We start from the raw sequence: 21314 nt of genomic DNA on the forward strand, positions 1-21314 counted from the left end.
CCCCACTGGCAGTCACCAGGCTCGGCACCCCGCCGCACGTCGAGCCGCCACAAGAGACGACGGCAATGTCGTTGTCCTCGGTGCTGGCGCCGCTGTTCGGAGCCGACGGCTCAGGGGCCCCCGTCGAGACCCCGGCACTGTGGGTGCTACTGGCCGCCGCCAGGCGCCAGCTCGGGCCGAATGGCCGCCGGCTGGCACCCGACTCCGCTGGACTGCTTTCTGCTGCCGCGGCGGGCAACTCGAACCCCGCTGCAGGCACTCCGATCGTCAACGCACCGAACGATTCTGGCGTCGTCACCGGAAGTGTGGCTGTGACCGATGTCGACGGCGACCCGTTGAGCTACACCGCCACCAAGCCAGCCAAGGGTGCCGTCTCCGTCACGCGAACCACCACAGGTTATTCCTTCAGCTACACCCCGACGCCCGCGGCCCGGCATGCCGCGTCCGCCGCGAATGCCGGCGCAGCGGCCAAGCAGGACAGCTTCACGATCACGGTCAGCGACGGCAAGGGCGGCACCGTGGCCGTCCCTATCACCGTGCAGATCAAGCCGGCCAATGCGGACCCGACCGCCACGGCCAGCGCGAGCCCGGGCTTGATCACCTCGAATGTCTACGGATCGGTCAAGGCGAAAGACGCCGACAAGGACACTCTCACGTACACGGCGTCACCGACCGCCAAGGGCGGCGAGGTCACGCTGTCGAGCAATGGCTCTTTCACCTACAAGCCCTCCGACGCTGCACGCCATGCAGCGTCTGCCAACAACGCTTCGGCGGCCGACAAGACAGACACCTTCACCGTGACCGTCGCGGACGGGCACGGCGGACTGGCAACGGTCCTGGTTTCCGTCCCGATCGAGCCGGCGAACGTCAAGCCCAGCGGGCTCAAGTCGACCGATGTGTTCACGAACCCGAACAGTGGGAAGGTCACGGGCAAGATCACCGCGGTCGACAAGGACGGCGATTCGTTCACCTACGATGTGCCGGCCACCACCGCCGAGGGCGCGGTGACCATCAATGCCGATGGCACGTTCACGTACACGCCGACGGCTGCAGCCCGCACGGCGGCCAGTAAGAAGAACGCGCCGTTCTGGGACAAGAGCGAAAGCTTCAAGATCACCGTGAACGACGGACACGGCGGCACGACGACGCTGACCGTCAAGGTGAACATCGCACCTCTCGGCCATGTGAATCAAGCGCCTGGCAACCCGACTCTTGTTGTCGGCCAGCCAGATCCGGTGACCGGTAAGGTGGCCGGCACCATCACCACGACCGATCCTGAGCGCGATGTCCTCACCTTCGCCGGCCCCGTCGCGAATGCCAAGGGCACCGTCGAAATCCAGCCGGACGGTTCGTTCGTCTTCACGCCCACCGACGCTGCGCGCCATCAGGCCTCGGCGATTAACGCGACGACCGCGGACAGGCAGTACTCGTTTGCGGTGACGGTCACCGACGGCTTCGGCGGCTCGGTGACGGTTCCGGTAACGGTGCCGATCAGTCCGTCGACGAACAACTCCCCCACCAGCGGCGGCTACAGCAGCAGCACCGACGGCAACGGCAAGATCACCGGCACCGCCACAGCCACCGACGCCGACAGCGACAAGCTGACCTACAGCGGCAGCATCACCACCGGCAAAGGCACCGCCGTGGTCAACCCCGACGGCACGTTCACCTACACCCCCACCGACGCCGCCCGCCACAACGCTGCCGCCATAAATGCCAGCGCCGCAATCAAATCCGATAGCTTCACCATCACCGTCACCGACGGACACGGCGGTACTGCCACCATCCCGGTGACGGTAACCATCCTGGGCGCCAACGCCGACCCGACAGGCGGCGCCTACACCAGCACCACCGACACCAACGGAAAAGTCACCGGCACCGCCACAGCCACCGACGCCAACAACGACGCCCTCACCTACAGCGGCAGCATCACCACCGGCAAAGGCACCGCCGTCGTCAACCCCGACGGCACCTTCACCTACACCCCCACCGACACCGCCCGCCACAACGCTGCCGCCATAAATGCCAGTGCCGCAACGAAAACCGACAACTTCACCATCACCGTCACCGACGGACACGGCGGTAGCACCACCATCCCCGTCACCATCACCATCCTCGGCAAGAACGCCCCACCAGCAAGCACCGGCGCGAGCTTCGGAACCCCCAATTCATCCGGCGTGCTGGCCGGGTCACTGAACGTCACCGACACCGATAGCGACGCGCTGGTGTACACCGTTGTGAGCCAGGGGTCCAAAGGCACTGTTGCGCTGAACAATGACGGTACCTTTACATACACTCCCAAGCCGCTGGAACGGTTGGCTGCCTACCTTTCGCCTGGCACCGACGTCGACAGCTTCACCGTGACAGTGAACGACCAACACGGCAAGACAATCACACTCACGGTGGACAATGTCCCTGTCTCAGCGGCGATCGCTGCGCTGGTCGGTACGCAGACACAGTCGGGCGAGCTGCGCAGCGGAGCTGTCAAAGGCCCCGACGGCAAGTACTACCTGACCATCGACAAAGGCACCAACGGGACGCGCATCATCGTCGTCGACCCGGCACATCCCGCCTCCCCCACCCTCCTCGATACCGGTGGCCAATTCGCTTACGGCGGTGTCGTCTTCGACACCAGCGGCAAGGGTTACCAGATCACCTTTGACTCGTCAGGCGGCAGCTACCACTCCTACGTGTCCGTCATCGATCCGACGAACCTCGCCAATCCGACGCTCGTTGACATCGGCGAAGGTCAGCCGGCCGACAACATCTATCGCGCCGCAGATGGAAACTACTACTTGAGTACTGCGACGAGTACCAATGCTTATCTAGTTCGGATCAATCCTGCCGATGCAGGCCATCCCAAGATCTTCGACGTAGGCCCGGGGCGAACGAGCTATTACCGGCCCACCGTCGCCGGCGACGGAACGTTGTACGTCACGACTTTCACCGAAGGGGTTGGGACTGGCGAGCAGTACAGCGGATATCGCGTCCGCGTCGTCCACGTCGATCCCAACGGTGCCGGCCAGCCCGTCATCGTCTCGGCCGGACCCGGGCAGCCGTATGGCAGCCCGCTCGTCCAGCCTGACGGCACCGTGTTACAGCAGAGCTACACGTACTCCTACGGATATGTCAACGGTACCTACCAAACCACTTACACCAACTACCTCTCGGTGATCACACCGGCGCATCCCACCGAGGCTGCCGTCATCGCATTTCCCGCCAGCTCGTCGAACTCGATTTCGTTGTCCAGCACCACTTACGCCGCCGATGGTTCGCTGTTCGTCAGGACTTCTTCGTACCAGGGCGCGAATACGAGACAAGAGTTCCTACACGTTGTTTCGGCAACCAGCCCCACGGATGCCGTGACCATCGCGGTCCCTGGCATATACGGCGGGTCCACTCCGACGTTCGGCCCTGACGGCACGGCGTATGTCACGTCGTATACGCAGAATCCGAGCGGCGACTACACCTACTTCCTGACGGTAGTGCCAACAGGTGACCCCCAATCGGCGACGAGTGTCACCCTGCCGGGCACCCCCTACGACACTGCCCGCGTCTTTGCCTCCGACGGAACCACTTTCGTCACGTCATCGAAACCCGTCAGCAATAACGGCACCACCACCTACACCAATTACCTGACCACGATTCATGCAGAAGATCCCTCCCATCCGACAACGGTCAACATCGGCGCCACCTCATACCCGCTGACCGTCTACGGCGCCACCGACGATGCCGTGATGCTGGCAACCGGGTATTCCACTAGCACGATCACAGTCGTCACTGTGGATCGGGACGGCTCCGCTGCGCCCGTCTCAGTGACGTTGCCCGGAAACCAAGTGAGTCGGCTCGCATTCGGCGCGACTGGAGTTCTCTACGCGGTGACGTTCACAAGGAGTACGACCAATGGCACGAGCCAGGATTCAGGCTGGGCGGTCAGCGCCATCGACTCACAGCATCCGAGCGTCGTGACAACTGTCAATGTGTCGTCCTACTACAGCAATCTGGCCGTCAGCCCAAAGGGGGATGCCTATCTGCAGATTGCCACCACCGGCAACAGCAGTAGCACCTACGCGACCAATTTCATCGTGTTCAAGGCCGGCGACCCCTCGCACCCGGTCACCGTCTCGATTCCCGGCCTGCCGTTCGGCAACTTGACACTCGCCGCCGACGGCCGGGCCGTACAAGGCACGTACAACTCGACCGCTCGCACGGTGTCGTGGAACCTCATCGACCCAATAGTTTTGAGCACAAATGTGATTCGCACATTGTCGGGCGATTACGAGAGCTTCACCGTGACGGGCCCCGACGGCAAGAGCTACCAGACGATCGACGGGGGTACCGATGGCACGCGCGTGGTCGTCCTCGACCCGGCCAACCCCACCGCGCTCACGATCATCGACACCGGTGCGCAAAACGCCTACGGTAACGTTGTTTTCGCCGTGGACGGAAAGGCGTACCAGGCCAGTTACGGCACCACGAACGGCTCGATGCGAACGTACGTGAGCGTGATCGACCCGAACAATCCGACTAGCCCGACGGTCGTGGAACTGGGCGTCGGACAGCCATCAAGCAGCCTATTGCTCGGTGCTGATGGCAATCTCTGGATTCCTCTGAACACCTCGTCCACCTCACAGGCCAGTCTGGTCCGTATTGATCCTGCGAGCCCGTCAAGCCCGACCGTGTACAACGCGGGCAGCGGATTCATCTACGGAAACGTGACATTCGGCAAGGACGGAAAGCTGTATCTCGTCACCTACACGGGTTCAGGCGCCACCGCCCAAACCAGGATCGTCCGAATCGACCCGGCTCATCCGACGCAGCCGACGGTCATCACGGGTGCCGCAGGCGCGCCGACATCGACGGTCACTTTTGATGCTGGCGGCACGGCGTCTGTGGTGACGGCTGTCTACAACGGGACGGGATTCACCAATAGGCTGACGCTCGTTGCCCCTGGCCAGGCCACGGCGACGGTGATCGATCTGCCGGGAACCAACTACTACAACCCGACGGTCACCACCACGTACGACTCCAACGGAGTCATGTACGTGCAGCATCATCAGGACTACAACGGCTACCCGTATTACCTGACGGTCGTCGATCCTGCCAACCCGGTCGCAGCCTTCATCACGGTCATGCCAGGACGCCCGGATTCGTCGATTGTTTTCGGAACGGACGGCACCGGTTACCTCACCTCGGAAGACTACGTGAATGGTAAGTACGTCTTGTCGGTCAGCGTGATCGACGCCGAGGCGGGGCACGTGAGCCACATACCCCTGGCCACCGGGCAGAACGCATCGGCAGGCAATCCCATCATCGGACCGGACGGAACCGCCTACGTGGTGTCGTACGCCAGCAACGGCGGCGGGTACGCCTATGAGCTCACCGTCATCGATCCGGAGAGTCCCTCGCACCCGACAAACGTGGCGTTGCCGTCCTACCCGTCCTCACAGCCCACGTTCAGCCCGGATGGCACTGCCTACTTCACCAGCCTGACCCCTGGCTCGACAAGCTACAACTACATCGCGCACGTCACCGTAGTCGAGCCGAAGGATCCCTCGTCAGCGGTGACCGTCGACCTCGAAGACGAGGTGTACTACTACTACGGAACAAGCGTGCTGACCGCGAACGACGAAGTAGCCCTTGTATCCGCCAACAACCGCATCACCGTTATTCGGCGCGATGATCCGACCAACACAACGACACTTACCGTGCCAGGAGCCGACTACTACTCCGGCGTGGTCGCCAACGGCGGCGTAGCGTACTTGACGGCGTCGGCGTACGAATACGTTTCGGGTCAGAACCCGTACACGACATCGGTACTGGTGGTCGACGCAGCCGATCCGGACCATCCCGCGATCGTCACAATCCCGGGTAGCCCCGGCGGGACTGTGATCATCGGCGACGACGGCACAGTGCTTCAGCCAGTCATCGATGAGGTCGCTGGCACCGTATCGTTGGCGATCATCAAGACGGCGACCGCTGTGTCGCAAGGCGCCTCGCCTCTCTAACCGAACACCTTGCGCACCACAGCCTTCGCGCGCCGGGTGACCCGCAGATAGTTGTCGAGGAACTCTCCGCCGTCGCCTTCGGGCCAGCCGGCGGCCACCGCGACGGCGTTGAGCAGCTTGCCCGGCCCCGGCAGCTGGTCGGTCGGCTTGCCGCGGACCAGCACCAATGCGTTGCGGGCCCGGGTCGCGGTCAGCCACGCGTCGCGCAGCAGCTCGATGTCTCCTTCGGCGATCAGTTCGGCGGCGCCGATCGCGTTCAGCGTGTCCAGCGTCGAGGTGGTGTGCAACGCGGGGATCTTGTGCGCGAACCGCAATTGCAGCAGCTGCACCGTCCACTCGATGTCGGCGAGCCCGCCGCGACCCAGCTTGGTGTTGGTGTTCGGGTCGGCGCCGCGGGGTAGGCGTTCGGCGTCCACGCGCGCCTTGATGCGCCGGATCTCCTGCACCGCCTCGACCGACACCCCGCCCGCGGGATACCGGGTCTTGTCGATCATCAGCAGGAAGCGCTCTCCCAGTTCCATATCGCCGGCCACCCGGTGGGCCCGCAGCAGCGCTTGGATCTCCCACGCCTGCGCCCATTGCGAGTAGTACGCCTCATAGGACGCGAGCGTGCGCACCAGCGGGCCATGGCGGCCTTCGGGTCGCAGGTTGGCGTCGACTTCCAGCGGCGGGTCGGCTCCCGGGGTGCCGAGCCGGCCGCGAACCTGTTCGGCCACCGTCACAGACCACTTCACCGCGACCGATTCCTCGACACCGGCGTGTGGTTCGCACACGAACATGACGTCGGCGTCCGAGCCGTAGCCGAGTTCACGCCCGCCGAGGCGGCCCATGCCGATCACCGCGATACGTGCCGGCGGCCCGTGCGCAGGGGTGTTCGCCCGGATCACCGCGTCGAGGGCGGCCTGCAGCACCGCGACCCACATCGACGTCAGCTGCGCGCACACTTCGGTGACCTCGAGCATGCCGAGCAGGTCGGCCGACGCGATGCGGGCCAGTTCACGACGACGCAGGGAGCGGGCCGCCGCGATCGCGCGGACCGGATCACTGTGCCGGGCCGCCGAGGCGACCAGGGAGCCTGCCACCCCGTCGGTATCGACGTCGCAGAGTTTCGGACCGTTGGGCCCGTCGGCGTAGAGCTGGATCACCTCGGGCGCTCGCATGAGCAGCTCCGGCACGTATGCCGAGGTGCCGAGGACGTGCATCAATCGCTTGGCCACGGCACCCTCGTCACGAAGCGTCGCCAAATACCATCGCTGGTCGGCCAGTTCGTCACTGAGCCGGCGGTAGTTGAGCAGACCGGCGTCGGGATCGGGGGTGTCGGACAGCCAGTCCAGCAGGGTCGGCAGCAGCACCTGCTGCACCCGGCCCCGCCGGCCGCCGCTGCTGGTCAGCGCCGCCAGGTGTGTCAGTGCGCTCTGTGGCCCCTCGTAACCCAGTGCGGCGAGCTGCCTTTCGGCCGACTCGGTGCTCATGACCTCGGAGATCCCGAGCGCCGTCTCACCGACCGATTCCAGCAGCGGCTGATAGAAGAGCTTCGCGTGCAGCCGTGACACGCGATGGCTCTGCCGCTTGAGTTCTTCGCGCAGCACCCCGAGCGCGTCGTGCCGGCCGTCGGGCCGGACGTGTGCCGCACGGGCCAGCCAGCGCATCGCCTCGTCGTCATCGTCCTCGGGCAGCAGGTGGGTGCGCTTGAGACGCTGCAACTGCAGACGATGTTCGAGGAGGCGGAGGAACTCGTAGGACGCGGTCATGTTGGCTGCGTCGTCCCTGCCGATGTATCCGCCGTCGCCGAGGGCGGCCAACGCGTTCACCGTGGACGCCACGTGCAGGGACTCGTCCTGCCGTCCGTGCACCAATTGCAGGAGTTGCACGGCGAATTCGACGTCGCGCAGACCTCCGGTGCCCAGCTTCAGTTCGCGCGAGCGCACTCCCGCGGGGACCAGCTCCACGACGCGTCGGCGCATGGCCTGCACGTCGGGCACGAAATCCTCACGCTCGCTGGCGGTCCACACCATCGGCATCAGCGCCTCGACGTAGCGGCGGCCGAGGTCGGCATCCCCCGCGGCGGGCCGAGCCTTGAGCAGCGCCTGGAATTCCCAGGTCTTGGCCCAACGCTCGTAGTAGGCGACGTGGGAATCGAGGGTGCGCACCAGCGGACCCTGTTTGCCTTCGGGGCGCAGCGCCGCGTCGACTTCGAAGAAGGCGTCCGACGCCAACCGCATCATCTCGCCGGCGATGCGGGTGGCCAGCGCCAGCCGGCTGTGCGAGCCGTCGTCAGAGACGAAGATGACGTCGACGTCGCTGACGTAGTTCAATTCGCGCGCGCCGCATTTGCCCATGGCGATCACCGCGAGCGCGGGCGGCTCGTCCTCCCCGCACACGGAGCGCGTGGTGACGTCCAGCGCCGCCTGCAGCGCCGCGTCCGCGAGGTCCGACAGGTGCTCGGCGACGACGGTGAACGGCAGCACCGGCTCGTTCTCGACGGTCGGCGCCACGTCGAGGGCGGCCAGCACCAGCAACCGATCGCGATACAGGGTACGCAGCGCCGGCGTGGCAGCCGGTGCCCCGCTTACCTTTTCGGTCGCCTGCGCGAACATTTGCGCCAGCTCGGCGATGCTGGGCAGGCGCACCCGTCCCGCCAGCAGGCGCCAGGACTGCGGATTGGCCACCAGATGATCGCCCAGGGCCAGCGAGGAACCGAGGACGGCGAACAACCGGCCCCGCAGCGCCTTGTCGGTCAGCAGTGCTGCGTCGAGTTCAGCCCAGTCGCGACCGAGCGCCTCGGAGAGCCGGATCACGGCGCGCAGCGCGCTGTCGGCGTCGGGGGCTCGGGAGAGCGACCAGAGCAGCTCGACGTGGGCGTCGGTGTTCCAGCCCAGCCGATCGAGGTCGGCTTGCGCGGTCTTCTCGACAAGCCCGAGACGGCCGACGCCGGGCAGCTTGGGACGCTGCGTCGCGGGTTTGGCCATACCGGTGAATCTAGCCGGGGCCGTCCGCAGTTAGAGCGACAGGTAGTTCTTCAGCTCGAACGGCGTGACGTGGCTGCGGTAGTTCTCCCACTCCGCGCGCTTGTTGCGCAGGAAGAAGTCGAACACGTGCTCCCCCAGCGCCTCGGCGACCAGTTCGGAGTTCTCCATCTCGGTCAGCGCGACGCCCAGACTGCCCGGCAGCTCCTTGTAGCCCATCGCCCGGCGTTCCTCGGGGGTCAGGCTCCACACGTTGTCCTCGGCCTGCGGACCCAGGACGTAGTTCTTCTCGATACCGCGCAGACCGGCCGCCAGCAGCACCGCGAAAGTCAGGTACGGGTTGCAGGCCGAATCGGGGCTGCGCACCTCGACGCGCCGCGACGACGCCTTGTGCGGCGTGTACATCGGCACCCGCACCAGCGCCGAGCGGTTGGCCGCACCCCAGGACGCCGCCGTCGGCGCCTCCCCGCCGTGCACCAGCCGCTTGTAGGAGTTCACCCACTGGTTGGTGACCGCGCTGATCTCCTGCGCGTGCTCGAGAATGCCTGCGATGAACGACTTTCCGATGTCGGAGAGCTGCTGCGGATCGTCGGCGCTGTGGAAGGCGTTGGTCTCGCCCTCGAAGAGGCTCATGTGCGTGTGCATGGCCGAGCCGGGGTGTTCGGCGAACGGTTTGGGCATGAACGAGGCCCGCACGCCGTCACCGAGGGCGACCTCTTTGACCACGTAGCGGAATGTCATGACGTTGTCGGCCATCGACAGCGCGTCGGCGTAGCGCAGGTCGATCTCCTGCTGACCGGGCGCGCCCTCGTGATGGCTGAATTCGACAGAGATACCCATCTGCTCGAGCGCGTCGATGGCGTGCCGGCGGAAGTTCGGCGCCGAATCGTGTACGGCCTGGTCGAAGTAGCCGCCGTTGTCGGCGGGCACCGGTGGGGTGCCGTCGTCGGGCCCGGGCTTGAGGAGGAAGAACTCGATCTCGGGGTGGACGTAGCAGGAGAACCCCAGATCGCTGGCCTTGGACAGCTGGCGGCGCAGGACGTGCCGGGAGTCCGCCCAGGACGGCGATCCGTCGGGCATCGTGATGTCGCAGAACATGCGCGCCGAGTGGTGCTCTCCCGCGCTGGACGTCCACGGCAGGATCTGGAACGTGGAGGGGTCGGGCCGCGCGACCATGTCGGCCTCGGACACCCGGGCGAAGCCTTCGATCGACGAACCGTCGAAGCCGATGCCCTCTTCGAAGGCACCTTCCAGCTCCGCGGGCGCGATCGCGACCGACTTCAGGTATCCGAGCACGTCGGTGAACCACAGCCGGACGAAGCGGATATCGCGTTCTTCCAGCGTGCGCAGCACGAATTCCTTCTGCCGATCCATGACCGAAGCCTAATTTCCGCCTGTTAATTCCGTGTTACGACGCTGCTAGCACCGCAAACCGGCGGCTGGTGCCTTCAGCCCGGTCAGGAAGTCGACGACGCTCGTGTCGACGCACTGGTCGCCGTTGAACACGACAGTGTGCTGACTGCCCTCGAAGGTCACCAGGGAGGCGCCCATCTGCCGGGCCAGGTCGACCCCGGCCTGGTACGGCGTGGCGGGGTCACCGGTCGTCGAGACGACGACGACCTTGCCCGGCCCGGGCGAGGTGGCGGGGCCGGCCACCGGGGTGGGTGGCACCGGCCACAGCGCACAGGTGTTGCGCGGCGCGAACCCGGTGAACTGTCCGTAGGACGAGAACGGGGCGGCGGCGCGGATGCGCCGGTCCGCGTCGGCCCAGGCGGCCGGGTCGGTGGGATACACCGAGTCCAGGCAGCGGATCGCGGTGAACGCATCCTGCCGGTTGCTGTAGTGACCGCTGCGGTCCCGCTGCTGGTAGTCGTCGGCGAGGAAGAGCAGGTCGACGGGATCGGTGCCGCGCTCGAGGCCGAGCAGGCCGCTGGTGATGTAGGGCCAGTAGCGGGGCGAGTACAGCCCGGAGACGGTACCGGTGAACGCGTCCTGGTAGCTCAGCCCGCGTGGGTCCGATGCGGCGGCCGGCCGTGCGGCCAGCGGATCGATCAGCTGGTGGTAGCGGGCGACGGCCTGGGACGGGTCGGAACCCAGCGGGCAGTCGGCGTCGGTCATGCAGTCGGCGGCGTACCGGTCGAAGGCCCGTTGGAAGCCGGCCATCTGGTTGACGCTCTCGGTGATCGGATCGAGGCTCGGGTCCACCGCGCCGTCGAGCACCATGGCGCGCACCCGGTCGGGATAGCGGCTGGCATAGAGGGCGCCGAGTTCGGTGCCGTAGGAGAAGCCGAGGTAGTTGATCTGCGTCTCGCCGAGAGCCTCGCGGACCGTGTCCATGTCGCGCACCGCGGCGGCGGTACCGATGTTGGCCAGGTAGTCGGCACCCATCGCCGAGAGGCACTGACCGGCGAAATCGCGCAGCACGCTTTCGATCTGGGCGACACCGGCGGAGCTGTAGTCGGTCATCGGCTGGGTGCGGTAGGCGTCGAACTGCGCGTCGGTGCGGCAGCGCAGTTGCGGCGTCGAATGCCCGACCCCGCGCGGGTCGACACCGACCAGGTCGAACTGCTCCATGATCGGCGAGCCGGCCAGCGCAGCGCCCATGTCGGCGACGGTGTCGACGGCCGAGGCACCCGGTCCGCCCGGGTTCACCAGCAGCGCACCGATTCGACGGCCACTGGCCGGCACCTTGATGACGGCCAATTGAGCTTGTGCGCCATCAGGTTCCGCGTAGTCGACGGGAACGGAGACGGTGGTGCACCGTGCGGTGGGGATGCGGGACGGGTCCTTGACGACGTCGGCGCACGTCCCCCACGACACCGCCGATGCCGGCGCCGGCGCCGCGGCAGCGGTCGGACACAGAGCAGCGGTCAGCACACACACAGCTGCGATCATTCGTCCCACCCGCCACATGGGAGTCCATGCTGTCACGCGATGCCGCGGGTGGCTCCCCCCGGGGCGCAACGGTGACCGGGCTGTTATCGGGCGTCCAGCTCGTAGGTCAGCCAGCTGGACTTCTCAGCGCCGATGCCGTCGTAGAGGCGTTGGGCGGTGACGTTGTCGTGGGCTGTCTCCCACACCAGTTTCTGCGCTCCCCGCTCACGGCACAGCTGCAGGCAGCGGTCGATCAACGCCCGTCCGGCACCGGCGCCCCGGGTGCGCTCGGTGACGAAGAGGTCGTTGAGAACTCCGACGCGGGCGGCGTAGAGCGTCTGCCACGTCCAGAACAGCGTCGCGAAACCCACTGCAGCACCGGACTCGTCACGGGCGATGAGTTGTACCCCTTCCCTCGGGTCGGCGATCAGCGCGCGCATCATCGCGGTGAGGTCGGCGTCGGTGGGGTCGACGCGGTAGAAGTCGCAATACCCGCGCATCAGGGGCATCACGTCGGCCAGGTCGGATTCGCCGACGGTGCTGATCGTCAGCATCGCGCACCGGGCGGGGGCACGGTCAGGTCGAGCAGGTACTGGGTGGCGATGTCGTCGACGCAGGCGTTGCCCTGGAGGGCAACGGTGTGTTGGGTGCCCTCGTAGGTGAGCAGGCTCCCGCCGAGTTGTTTGGCCAGGTCGACGCCGGCCTGGTACGGCGTCGCGGGATCGTTGGTCGTGGACACCACCAGCACCGGCGGTAGTCCGTTGACCTTGATCTCGTGGCGCTGGCTGGTGGGCGGCACGGGCCACATCGCGCACGTGCCCAGGGGCGCGTAGCCGGTGAACGTGCCGTAGCTCATGAAGGGCGCGGCATCGCGCAGCCGCCTGTCCTGGTCGACGAGGGTGGCCCGGTCGGTGATGGCGGGCTTGTCGACGCAGTTGACGGCGACGCGGACGTCGGTGGAGTTGTTGTAGTGGCCCTGGGCGTCGCGGCCCATGTACAGGTCGGCCAGCGAGAGCATCGTGTCGCCTCGGCCTTCCTTGATCTCGGAGAGCGCCTGCGTGAGGTGGCGCCACAGGTTCGGCGAGTACAGCGGCAGGATGGTGCCGACCACGGCGTCGGAGTAGCTCAGGCCGCGGGGGTCGGCGGTGGCGGCGGGCTTGTCCACCAGTGGCCACACGAGGGATTGGTAGACCTCGACTGCCTTGGCCGGGTCGGTGCCCAGCGGGCAGTTCTCGTCCTTGGCGCAGTCGGCGGCGTAGTCGTCGAAGGCCTTCTGGAACGCGGCGGCCTGGCGGACGTCTGCCTCGAGCGGGTCGGCGTTGGGGTCGACGGCGCCGTCGAGGACCATCGCGCGCACCTTGTCCGGGTAGGCCTCGGCGTAGCCGGCGCCGATGCGGGTGCCATAGGAGTACCCGAGGTAGGTCAGCTTCTCGTCGCCGAGGGCCTGGCGCAGCGCGTCGAGATCTTTGACCACACTGACGGTGCCGACGTTGGCGAGGAAGTCCTTGCCCATCTTGTCGACGCAGCGCTGGACGAACTCCTTGGTCAGCTTCTCCATGTGCGCCACCCCTTCGGGGGTGTAGGCGACCACGTTGTCGGCGCGCAGCCGGTCATTGTCGGCGTCGCTGTTGCACCACACGGCGGGCGAGGAGTTCGCCACGCCGCGCGGGTCGAAGCCCACCAGGTCGAACCGTTCGCGCAGTGCCTCGGGCAGAGTCGCGAGCATGTTGGCGGCAGCGTTGACGCCAGATTCGCCAGGGCCGCCGGGGTTGACGATCAGCGAGCCGATCTTCTGGCCGGTGGCTTTGAACCGCACTACGGCGAGCTGGGCGACCGCACCGTCGGCGCTGTCGGGGTTGTCCCAGTTGACCGGTACCGACAGCAGGCCGCACTCGGCGCCGGCGGGAATGCGGGAGCGATCCGACGGCCCGACGGGCTGGCAGGCGTTCCACTGGATCGGTGAACCGGGACGCGGGACGGCGAGCATGGCGCGGCCGTCGACGACCTTGCTGCATCCGGCAACGAGCAGCATGACCGCCGCGAGGACGAGGCCGGATCGCGCGATCCCGGTCATGTGCTTCATGGCAACACATGCTGCCATGAACGGGCATCTGCGCTGGCAAGGCGCGGTCGGGGCGCCTACTTCGTCGCGTCGAGGAGTTCGGCAAGCGCGACGTCGAAGTCGTCGGCCAGGTCCCACAGGTCGGGTAGGAGCTCAGGGCAGGACACGATGCCGACGTCGAGGTTCCCCGACAGCGACATCACGGTGATGTTCAGCCCGGAGCCATGGAAGATCGGCCCCAGCGGGTACATCGCCTCCACGCCGCAGCCCAGCATGTAGAGCCGGCCCTGAGGTCCGGGCACGTTCGACACCACCAGGTTGTGCACCGGCCGCGCTCCGCTGAGCCTGCTGCTGGCGTAGACCCTCATCGCCGCACCGAACACCGCGGGTGCTGCGAACTGCGTCCAGTCCTGCAGCAGGGTGGCGGCGATCGCCGAACTGTGTTGTTTGGCAACGGTGTTCGCCTCTGCGATGGCTTTGAGTCGCTCGACCGGGTCGGCGATACTCGTCTCCAGCCGCGCGAACATCCCCGACACCTGGTTGCGGCCGGGCCGGTCGGATTTCTCGTGCACGGACACCGGCACCATCGCGATCAGCGAGTTGTCGGGCAGCTCGCCACGGTCGAGCAGGAACGTGCGCAGCACACCGGAGACCAGGGCCATCACGACGTCGTTGACCTTGACGCCGAAGTGGTTCTTGACGGTCTTGATGTCGTCGAGGTCCAGGTGGGCGAACGCCACGTTGCGGTGCCCGGTCACGTTGGCGTTGAACGCCGTCTTCGGGGCGATGAACGGGGGTGCCATCGTCATCCCGCTGCGGACCCGCCGCACCGTGTCGATCACGGTCGTCAGCGTGTTGGGCACCGCGTTGATCAGTCCGAGCGGCCGGCTCACGAAGCGCACCGCCCCGCTGACGGCGATCTCGAGATCGCTTCCGCCGCCAGGCCCGGCGACGGGTTCGGGGGCCGGGGCGTCGGGTTCGGTGGTGCACAGTTTTGACATCAGATTGGCGCCGGTGACGCCGTCGACGGCGGCGTGGTGCACCTTGGTCATCACCGCGATGCGGTTACCTGCACCGTCATCTCCGGGGTCGCTCCCGAGGTTCTCGATCACCCACATCTCCCACAGCGGACGGGTGCGGTCCAGCGGCAGGGAGGCGATGTGTCCACAGATGTCGGCCAATTCGCGCGGCCCACCCGGCGACGGCAGGCCCATCCGGTGCAGGTGCCGGTCGACGTCGAAGTCCTGATCGTCCACCCACACCGGGTGGTCGAGATTGAAACGGTTGTCGGCCAACCGTTCCCGGAACTCGGGCATCGCACGGATGCGTTCGGCCAGCAGGTCTCTCAGCTTGGCGAACGAGTAGCCACCCGGCATCGTGGAGGCGTCGAGCTCGAGGATCGAGCACACGTGCAACGGCTGCGCCGCGGTCTCGAGATACAGAAAACTGGCGTCGAGCCCGCTGAGCCGTTGCATCCGAAGATCGTAAGCGCGGCGCCAGGAGATGTGAGCAAATCCACTTAACGCGTTGTTCAACTTCTCGTGACGTGATGGCACACTTGACGGGTCAGCGGAACCCGGGGACCCGAAGCGGCCTCGAGGATCCGAAACGACCACCCATCTGGAGACATCGATGTCTGAACAGAGTGTGTACGGCGCTGCCACGCAAACCGCCACTCCGCGGCCGAAGATCCGCACCCACCACCTCGCCACGTGGAAGTCCGAAGGCCACAAGTGGGCAATGCTGACGGCGTATGACTACTCGACCGCCGCGGTTTTCGACCAGGCCGAGATCCCGGTGCTGCTCGTCGGTGACTCGGCGGCGAATGTCGTCTACGGGTACGACACCACCGTCCCGGTGACGATCGACGAGCTGATCCCGCTGGTGCGCGGTGTCGTCCGCGGTGCACCTCACGCTTTGGTCGTGGCCGACCTGCCGTTCGGCAGCTACGAGGCCGGTCCCGCGCAGGCGTTGGCCACCGCCACCCGGTTCCTGAAGGAGACCGGTGCGCACGCGGTGAAGCTGGAGGGCGGCGAGCGGGTGGCGGAGCAGATCGCGACCCTGACTGCGGCAGGCATCCCGGTGATGGCCCACATCGGTTTCACCCCGCAGAGTGTCAACGGCCTGGGCGGCTTCAAGGTGCAGGGCCGCGGCGACGGCGCCGAGCAGACGATCCACGACGCGATCGCCGTGCAGGAAGCAGGCGCGTTCGCCGTGGTGATGGAGATGGTGCCCGCCGAGCTGGCCACGCAGATCACCGGCAAGCTGACCATCCCGACCGTCGGCATCGGCGCCGGCCCCAACTGCGACGGCCAGGTGCTGGTCTGGCAGGACATGGCCGGCATGACCAGCGGGCGCACCGCGAAGTTCGTCAAGCGGTTCGGCGCCGTGGGTGATGAATTGCGCCGCGCCGCATCGCAATACGCAGCCGAGGTGGCCACCGGAGCATTCCCCGCCGAGGAGCACTCCTTCTAGCCCTCAGGCGAAGTCGGGCTTGCGCTTCGCCAGGAACGCATCGACGCCCTCACGGCCGTCGGCGGTTTCGGCGCGCCGGGCGATCATCCGGCCTTCCAGTTCCATCTGGGCTTCGAGGCCGTTGCCGAAGCTCTTGTGCAGCAGCGCCTTGACACCGCCGTTGGCGCCTCCGGAGGTGCCGAGCATCGTGGTGGCGACCTCGTCGACGCGCGCGGCGAGAGCGTCATCGGCAACGACCTCGGTGACCAGACCCCACTGCAGCGCATCCCCGGCCGAGAGCGTCCGATTGGTCAGCATCAATTCCTTGGCCCGCGCCATCCCCACCAGGCGCGGCAGTATGTAGCTGGCGCTGCCGTCCGGGGTCAGTCCGACGCGGGTGTAGGCCATCGTGAACGACGCCGACTGTGCGGCGAAGATCAGGTCCCCGAGCACGGCCAGAGAGAAGCCCGCACCGGCCGCGGGACCGTTGACGGCGGTGATGACCACCGCGTCGCACCGCGCGAATGTCGAGATCGCGCGATGCAGGTCGTCGGCGACGCCCTTGAGGTGACGACCCCGGTGAGGCGCGGACGCGAAGTCCTTGAGATCGCCGCCCGCGCTGAAGAACCGGCCGGCACCGGTGATCGTGACGACCTTCACGGCCGGGTCGTCGCACGCGGCGGCGGCACCCGCGAGCTCCCGCGCCAGCTCCGCATTGATCCCGTTGGCGGCGTCGGGCCGGTTCAGCGTCAGGCGTACCAGTCCGGCACTGCGTTGTACGTCGATGGTGTGGAAATCGCTCACACCGGCGACGTTAGCGCGCGTCGTCTACAGGGCGCCTTCGAGGTAGCGCGCCCGGCAGGCACGGCGGGCCAACTTGCCGCTTGTGGTTCGCGGAATCACTCCTGCTGCAACGAGTTTGACGTCGGCGAGCGGGATGGCGTGGCGCCGCGAGACGGCGGCGCGGATGGCCTCGACGATGGGGGCGGCATCGGCACGTCCTGCGCCGGGGGCGCGTTCTGCGACGATCACCACTTCTTCCCGACCGGCACCCGGCACGGAGAAGGCGGCGACAAAGCCGGTCCGCACCGCCTTGGAGGCCTCGGAGACCGTGGCCTCGATGTCCTGCGGGTAGTGGTTGCGCCCGTCGACGATGACGAGATCCTTGACGCGCCCGGTGATGTGGAGCTGGCCGTCGATGTAGACGCCGAGGTCACCCGTGCGCAACCACAGCGCGCTTTCCTCTGCCCCTTCGGCGTGGCTGCGCTCGGTCAGGCGGGACTGCAGCTTGTTGCGGAAGGTCAATTCGGTCTCGTCGGCGCGGTTCCAGTAGCCACGGCCGATGTTGGCGCCGTGCAGCCAGATCTCGCCGACCCGCCCGTCGGGCAACTCGGCCTCGGTCTGCGGGTCGACGATGACAGCCCACTGGCTGCGCGCGATCTGCCCGCACGAGACACTGACCACGGCCTCGGAATTCTCGGCATCGACCTGGATCGCTTCTCCCCCGCCCAGCGCGTCCCGGTCGAGGTGCACGGCCTTCGGCGCGGTACCGGAATCGGTGGTGGAGACGAACAGAGTCGCTTCGGCCATCCCGTAGGACGGTTTGATCGCTGCCGGGTCGAGTCCGTAGGGCGCGAACGCGGCGACGAACGCGTCGACCGATGTCATGCTGACCGGCTCGGAGCCGTTGATCAGACCGGCCACGTTGCTCAGGTCGAGCTCCTCGCCGGCGGGCGGGCGGCCGCGCTGGGCAGCGAGCTCGAACGCGAAGTTGGGCGCCGCCGCGAATGTGGGCGCCTCCGACGCGCCGAGCTCGCGAATCCAGCGGTAGGGCCGGCGCACGAATGCGACGGGCGACATCAGGGTGATGTGGGCGCCCACCAGCGCGGGGAACATGATCATGAGCAGACCCATGTCGTGGAACAGCGGGAGCCAGCTGACGCTGCGGGTGTTCCAGTCCAGACCCACGGACTCGATCATCTGCACCACGTTGGTCGCGGCGCCGCGATGGGTGATCTCGACGCCGGCGGGGGTGCGGGTGGATCCGGAGGTGTACTGCAGATAGGCGATGTCGTCGGTCTCGATGCGTGCGGGCGTGAAGTGCTCGCCCACGGCGTCGGGAACGGCGTCGACGGCGATCATTCGCGGCCGTCGGTCCCGCGGGATGGTGCGCAGGAAATCGCGTACCGCCGCAGCAGCCGCGGTGGTGGTCAGCACGACGGTCGGCTGCGCGTCACCCAGGACCGCTTCGAGGCGTTCGGTGTGGCCGGGCAGCTCGGGAGCGAACAGCGGAACCGCGATGCCGCCGGCCTGGATGGCGGCGAAGAAGCCGACCACGTACTCCACGCCCTGCGGCGCGAGGATGGCGATGCGGTCGCCGGAGTCGGTGATCTGCTGCAGCCGCGCGCCGACAGCACGCAGTCGGGTGCGCAGTTGCGACCAACTCAGCTCGACCGTGCAGTCGCGCTCGTAGTCGAGGTAACGGTATGCAGGCGCCTCGCCGAACCGTTCGGCGTGGCGATCCATGAACGACGTCAGCGTGACTCCGGCAGGAATCTCGATGTTGCCTTCGGCATCGAGATAGTCCTCGAGCCTCATGTCTGGACTCATAAGAGAATTGTAAGAGTTGCCGAGCGCTCTGCGCGCACCAGTCCGGCGAGTCTGATGTCGGGTCGATTCCGATTCGATAACGGCAGCCGGGTTTGCGGTTCATCTGGGTGTGGCAATCTTGGGGCCCCCTCCCGCTGAAACGAAGGTGTTCATGCCCGCCCGACCGTCCGATATGTCCAGGTACACCGAGACCGAGCGCAAGTTCGACGTCGACGATGCGACGGTCAGCCCGTCATTCGACGGGCTCGCGGCGGTGTCTCGTGCCGAGCGGTCGCCATCACAGTCGCTCGACGCTGTGTATTACGACACGTCGGCTCATGACCTGGCCCGTCACCGCATCACGCTGCGCCGCCGTACGGGTGGTCCGGATGCCGGATGGCACCTGAAACTGCCTGCGGGACAGGACAGTCGCACCGAGGTTCGGGTTCCCCTCGAGGACGGGACGCCTGCACACCCGCAGGTGCCCGACAGCCTGCGCGACGTCGTCCTCGCGATCGTCCGGGATCATGGGCTGGCTCCGGTCGCTCGGATCAGCACGGTGCGTGACGTCACGATGCTCTACGGCACGGACGGGTCGGCGGTCGCGGAGTTCTGCGACGACCATGTGACGGCGGGCGCGGTGGGCGGCGAGGAGCAGCACTGGCGGGAGTGGGAACTCGAACTCGCGGAGGGCGCCGATCGTGGGCTGTTCAAGCCGCTGACTCGCCGCCTCCTCGACGCGGGGGCCCGTCCGGCCGGGCACGGCTCGAAATTGGCACGGGTTCTGCAGACTCCTGCCGAAGAGGCTTCGGAGGTGCCCGACGATCCGGTGCATCGCGCGGTGGCCGAGCAAGTGGGCGAGCTCATCGCATGGGACCGCGCCGTGCGGGCCGACGTGTACGACTCGGTGCACCAGATGCGGGTCACGACGCGCAAGATCCGCAGCCTGCTGCAGTCGTCAGAGGGCGCATTCGGCATCGACGACGACTCGTGGGTGCTCGCGGAGCTGCGCGAACTGGCCGGTGTGCTCGGGGTGGCGCGTGATGCGGAGGTGCTGGCCGAGCGGTACGAGCTGGCATTGGACGGGCTGCCCGGCGACCTCGTGCGGGGGCCGGTGCGCGAGCGGCTGGTGGAGGGCGCCAAGAAGCGGTACCAGGCCGGGTGGAAGCGTTCGCTGGCGGCGATGCGCACTCCCCGGTACTTCCGGTTATTGGACGCTCTGGAAGAGCTGACGACGGCCGAGCCGCCGCTCGCTCCGGGTGAGGAGCGCGCCGAGATGACGATCACCTCGGCCTACAAAAGGGTGCGCAAGGCCGAGAAGAAGGCGCGCGACGAGGAATGTGGTGAGCACGCCGACGAGGCGCTGCACAAGATCCGCAAGCGCGCCAAGCAGCTCCGCTACACCGCCGCGGCGACCGGGAAGTCGAAGGTGGCCGACCGGGCGAAAGCCATCCAGTCGCTGCTGGGCGACCACCAGGACAGCGTGGTGAGCCGGGCTCACCTGAGCAGGCAGGCCGAGCAGGCGCACGCCTCGGGCGAGGACACGTTCACCTACGGATTGCTCTATCAGCAGGAGCACGACCTGGCGCTGCGCTGCGAGGAGCAGGTGTCCGACGCGCTCTCGCAGCTGGCGAAGGCCGTCAAGAAGGCCTGACCCGGAGGGCGGATGAGCCGGCCTGTAAGCCGGATTCTGTTCTTCGCTGCCATCTCTGGCGGCGAAGCGGCGACCATCCATCTGGGCACACCGTCGCCGGGTGCCTCGAGCGGCCTACCCGCAGACTCGGGCGAGCAGCCCTCGGACGTCTGCGCTGCCGCGCCCTCCACGCGACATTCTTGGCCTTGCTTCGGGTGGGGTTTGCCGAGCCGCTCCGGTCACCCGGAGCGCTGGTGCGCTCTTACCGCACCGTTTCACCCTTACCACCCCTGGCCCGAAGACCCGGTGGTGGCGGTCTGCTTTCTGTGGCACTTTCCCGCGAGTCACCTCGGATTGCCGTTAGCAATCACCCTGCTCTGTGAAGTCCGGACTTTCCTCGAACCACCTCAGCCGTACCCCTGTTCGGCGTGTGATGGCCCGCGGCCGCCCAGCCAGCTCATCCGCCTTGACAACGTAGCGCCTGAAGCGGCGATTCCGGAAGCGCATGCCCTCGGTCACGGCGCGCGCTCAAGCTGAGCGCTTCAGGTGAGTACTCAGTTCGACGATGTCGATGCTGAGTCCTCCTTCGATGACGCTGTAGCGGCGTCGTGTCGGTGGTCCGGGTAGTGGTGGTGCGGTGGAGTGGTAGACCGCGCCGGTGGGGGTCCGGTAGTCGGCGCTGTGGTGGCCGTCGGTGTTGGTGGTGGTGACGTGCCAGCCGGGTGCTT

At 67.0% G+C, this 21314-nt stretch carries 11 protein-coding genes, 1 other RNA gene and 1 pseudogene; 3 read left to right on the forward strand and 10 right to left on the reverse strand.

Annotation, left to right across the window (positions count from 1 at the left end; genetic code table 11):
* The first annotated feature begins 80 nt into the window (after positions 1-80).
* Complete coding sequence (locus ACZY1G_RS27020) at positions 81-6008, forward strand: Ig-like domain-containing protein (protein ID WP_463824083.1); 5928 nt, start codon at positions 81-83, stop codon at positions 6006-6008.
* Here ACZY1G_RS27020 and ACZY1G_RS27025 read toward each other — a convergent pair.
* The 6 genes from ACZY1G_RS27025 to ACZY1G_RS27050 form a co-directional block, all read right to left on the reverse strand.
* On the reverse strand, positions 6005-8977 hold the full coding sequence (locus tag ACZY1G_RS27025; RefSeq protein ID WP_463818263.1) for a bifunctional [glutamine synthetase] adenylyltransferase/[glutamine synthetase]-adenylyl-L-tyrosine phosphorylase: 2973 nt from the start codon (positions 8975-8977) through the stop codon (positions 6005-6007). The genes ACZY1G_RS27020 and ACZY1G_RS27025 overlap by 4 nt on opposite strands.
* 30 nt (positions 8978-9007) lie before the next feature.
* Positions 9008-10348 carry a glutamine synthetase family protein gene (locus ACZY1G_RS27030; protein ID WP_463818264.1) on the reverse strand — a complete coding sequence of 447 codons (1341 nt, stop codon included), beginning with the start codon at positions 10346-10348 and terminating at the stop codon, positions 9008-9010.
* A gap of 45 nt (positions 10349-10393) precedes the next feature.
* Positions 10394-11887: an alpha/beta hydrolase gene (locus tag ACZY1G_RS27035; protein WP_463824084.1), complete on the reverse strand. Its 1494-nt coding sequence runs from the start codon at positions 11885-11887 to the stop codon at positions 10394-10396.
* 65 nt (positions 11888-11952) lie between these two features.
* On the reverse strand, positions 11953-12402 hold the full coding sequence (locus tag ACZY1G_RS27040; protein ID WP_463824085.1) for an N-acetyltransferase family protein: 450 nt from the start codon (positions 12400-12402) through the stop codon (positions 11953-11955).
* The gene (locus ACZY1G_RS27045) at positions 12396-13931 is read right to left on the reverse strand and encodes an alpha/beta hydrolase (protein WP_463818267.1); all 1536 of its coding nucleotides are present in this window, start codon (positions 13929-13931) and stop codon (positions 12396-12398) included. The genes ACZY1G_RS27040 and ACZY1G_RS27045 overlap by 7 nt, the downstream gene beginning before the upstream one ends.
* Positions 13932-13987: 56 nt before the next feature.
* A complete protein-coding gene (locus ACZY1G_RS27050; protein ID WP_463818268.1) occupies positions 13988-15385 on the reverse strand; it encodes a WS/DGAT/MGAT family O-acyltransferase in 1398 nt (465 codons plus the stop codon).
* Positions 15386-15542: 157 nt separating this feature from the next.
* Here ACZY1G_RS27050 and panB point away from each other — a divergent pair, with 157 nt between their 5' ends.
* Positions 15543-16385: a 3-methyl-2-oxobutanoate hydroxymethyltransferase gene (gene panB, locus ACZY1G_RS27055; protein ID WP_463818269.1), complete on the forward strand. Its 843-nt coding sequence runs from the start codon at positions 15543-15545 to the stop codon at positions 16383-16385.
* 3 nt (positions 16386-16388) lie between these two features.
* Here panB and ACZY1G_RS27060 read toward each other — a convergent pair whose 3' ends face one another.
* Positions 16389-17168 (reverse strand): enoyl-CoA hydratase/isomerase family protein, encoded by a 780-nt coding sequence (locus ACZY1G_RS27060; protein WP_463824087.1) that lies wholly within the window; start codon positions 17166-17168, stop codon positions 16389-16391.
* A 24-nt stretch (positions 17169-17192) separates the two neighbouring features.
* The gene (locus ACZY1G_RS27065) at positions 17193-18974 is read right to left on the reverse strand and encodes a fatty acyl-AMP ligase (RefSeq protein WP_463824088.1); all 1782 of its coding nucleotides are present in this window, start codon (positions 18972-18974) and stop codon (positions 17193-17195) included.
* Between the two features lie 151 nt (positions 18975-19125).
* Here ACZY1G_RS27065 and ACZY1G_RS27070 point away from each other — a divergent pair, with 151 nt between their 5' ends.
* Entirely contained in the window at positions 19126-20607 is a 1482-nt protein-coding gene (locus ACZY1G_RS27070; protein ID WP_463824089.1) for a CYTH and CHAD domain-containing protein, read from the forward strand.
* A 9-nt stretch (positions 20608-20616) separates the two neighbouring features.
* On the opposite strand, the gene rnpB is transcribed toward ACZY1G_RS27070, so the two are convergent.
* Positions 20617-21046: RNase P RNA component class A (gene rnpB / locus ACZY1G_RS27075), an RNA gene on the reverse strand.
* Positions 21047-21114: 68 nt separating this feature from the next.
* Positions 21115-21314: pseudogene (locus ACZY1G_RS27080) on the reverse strand (hypothetical protein); the annotation flags it as partial.

The sequence above is a fragment of the Mycobacterium sp. IDUB_5 genome (genome assembly GCF_055419565.1).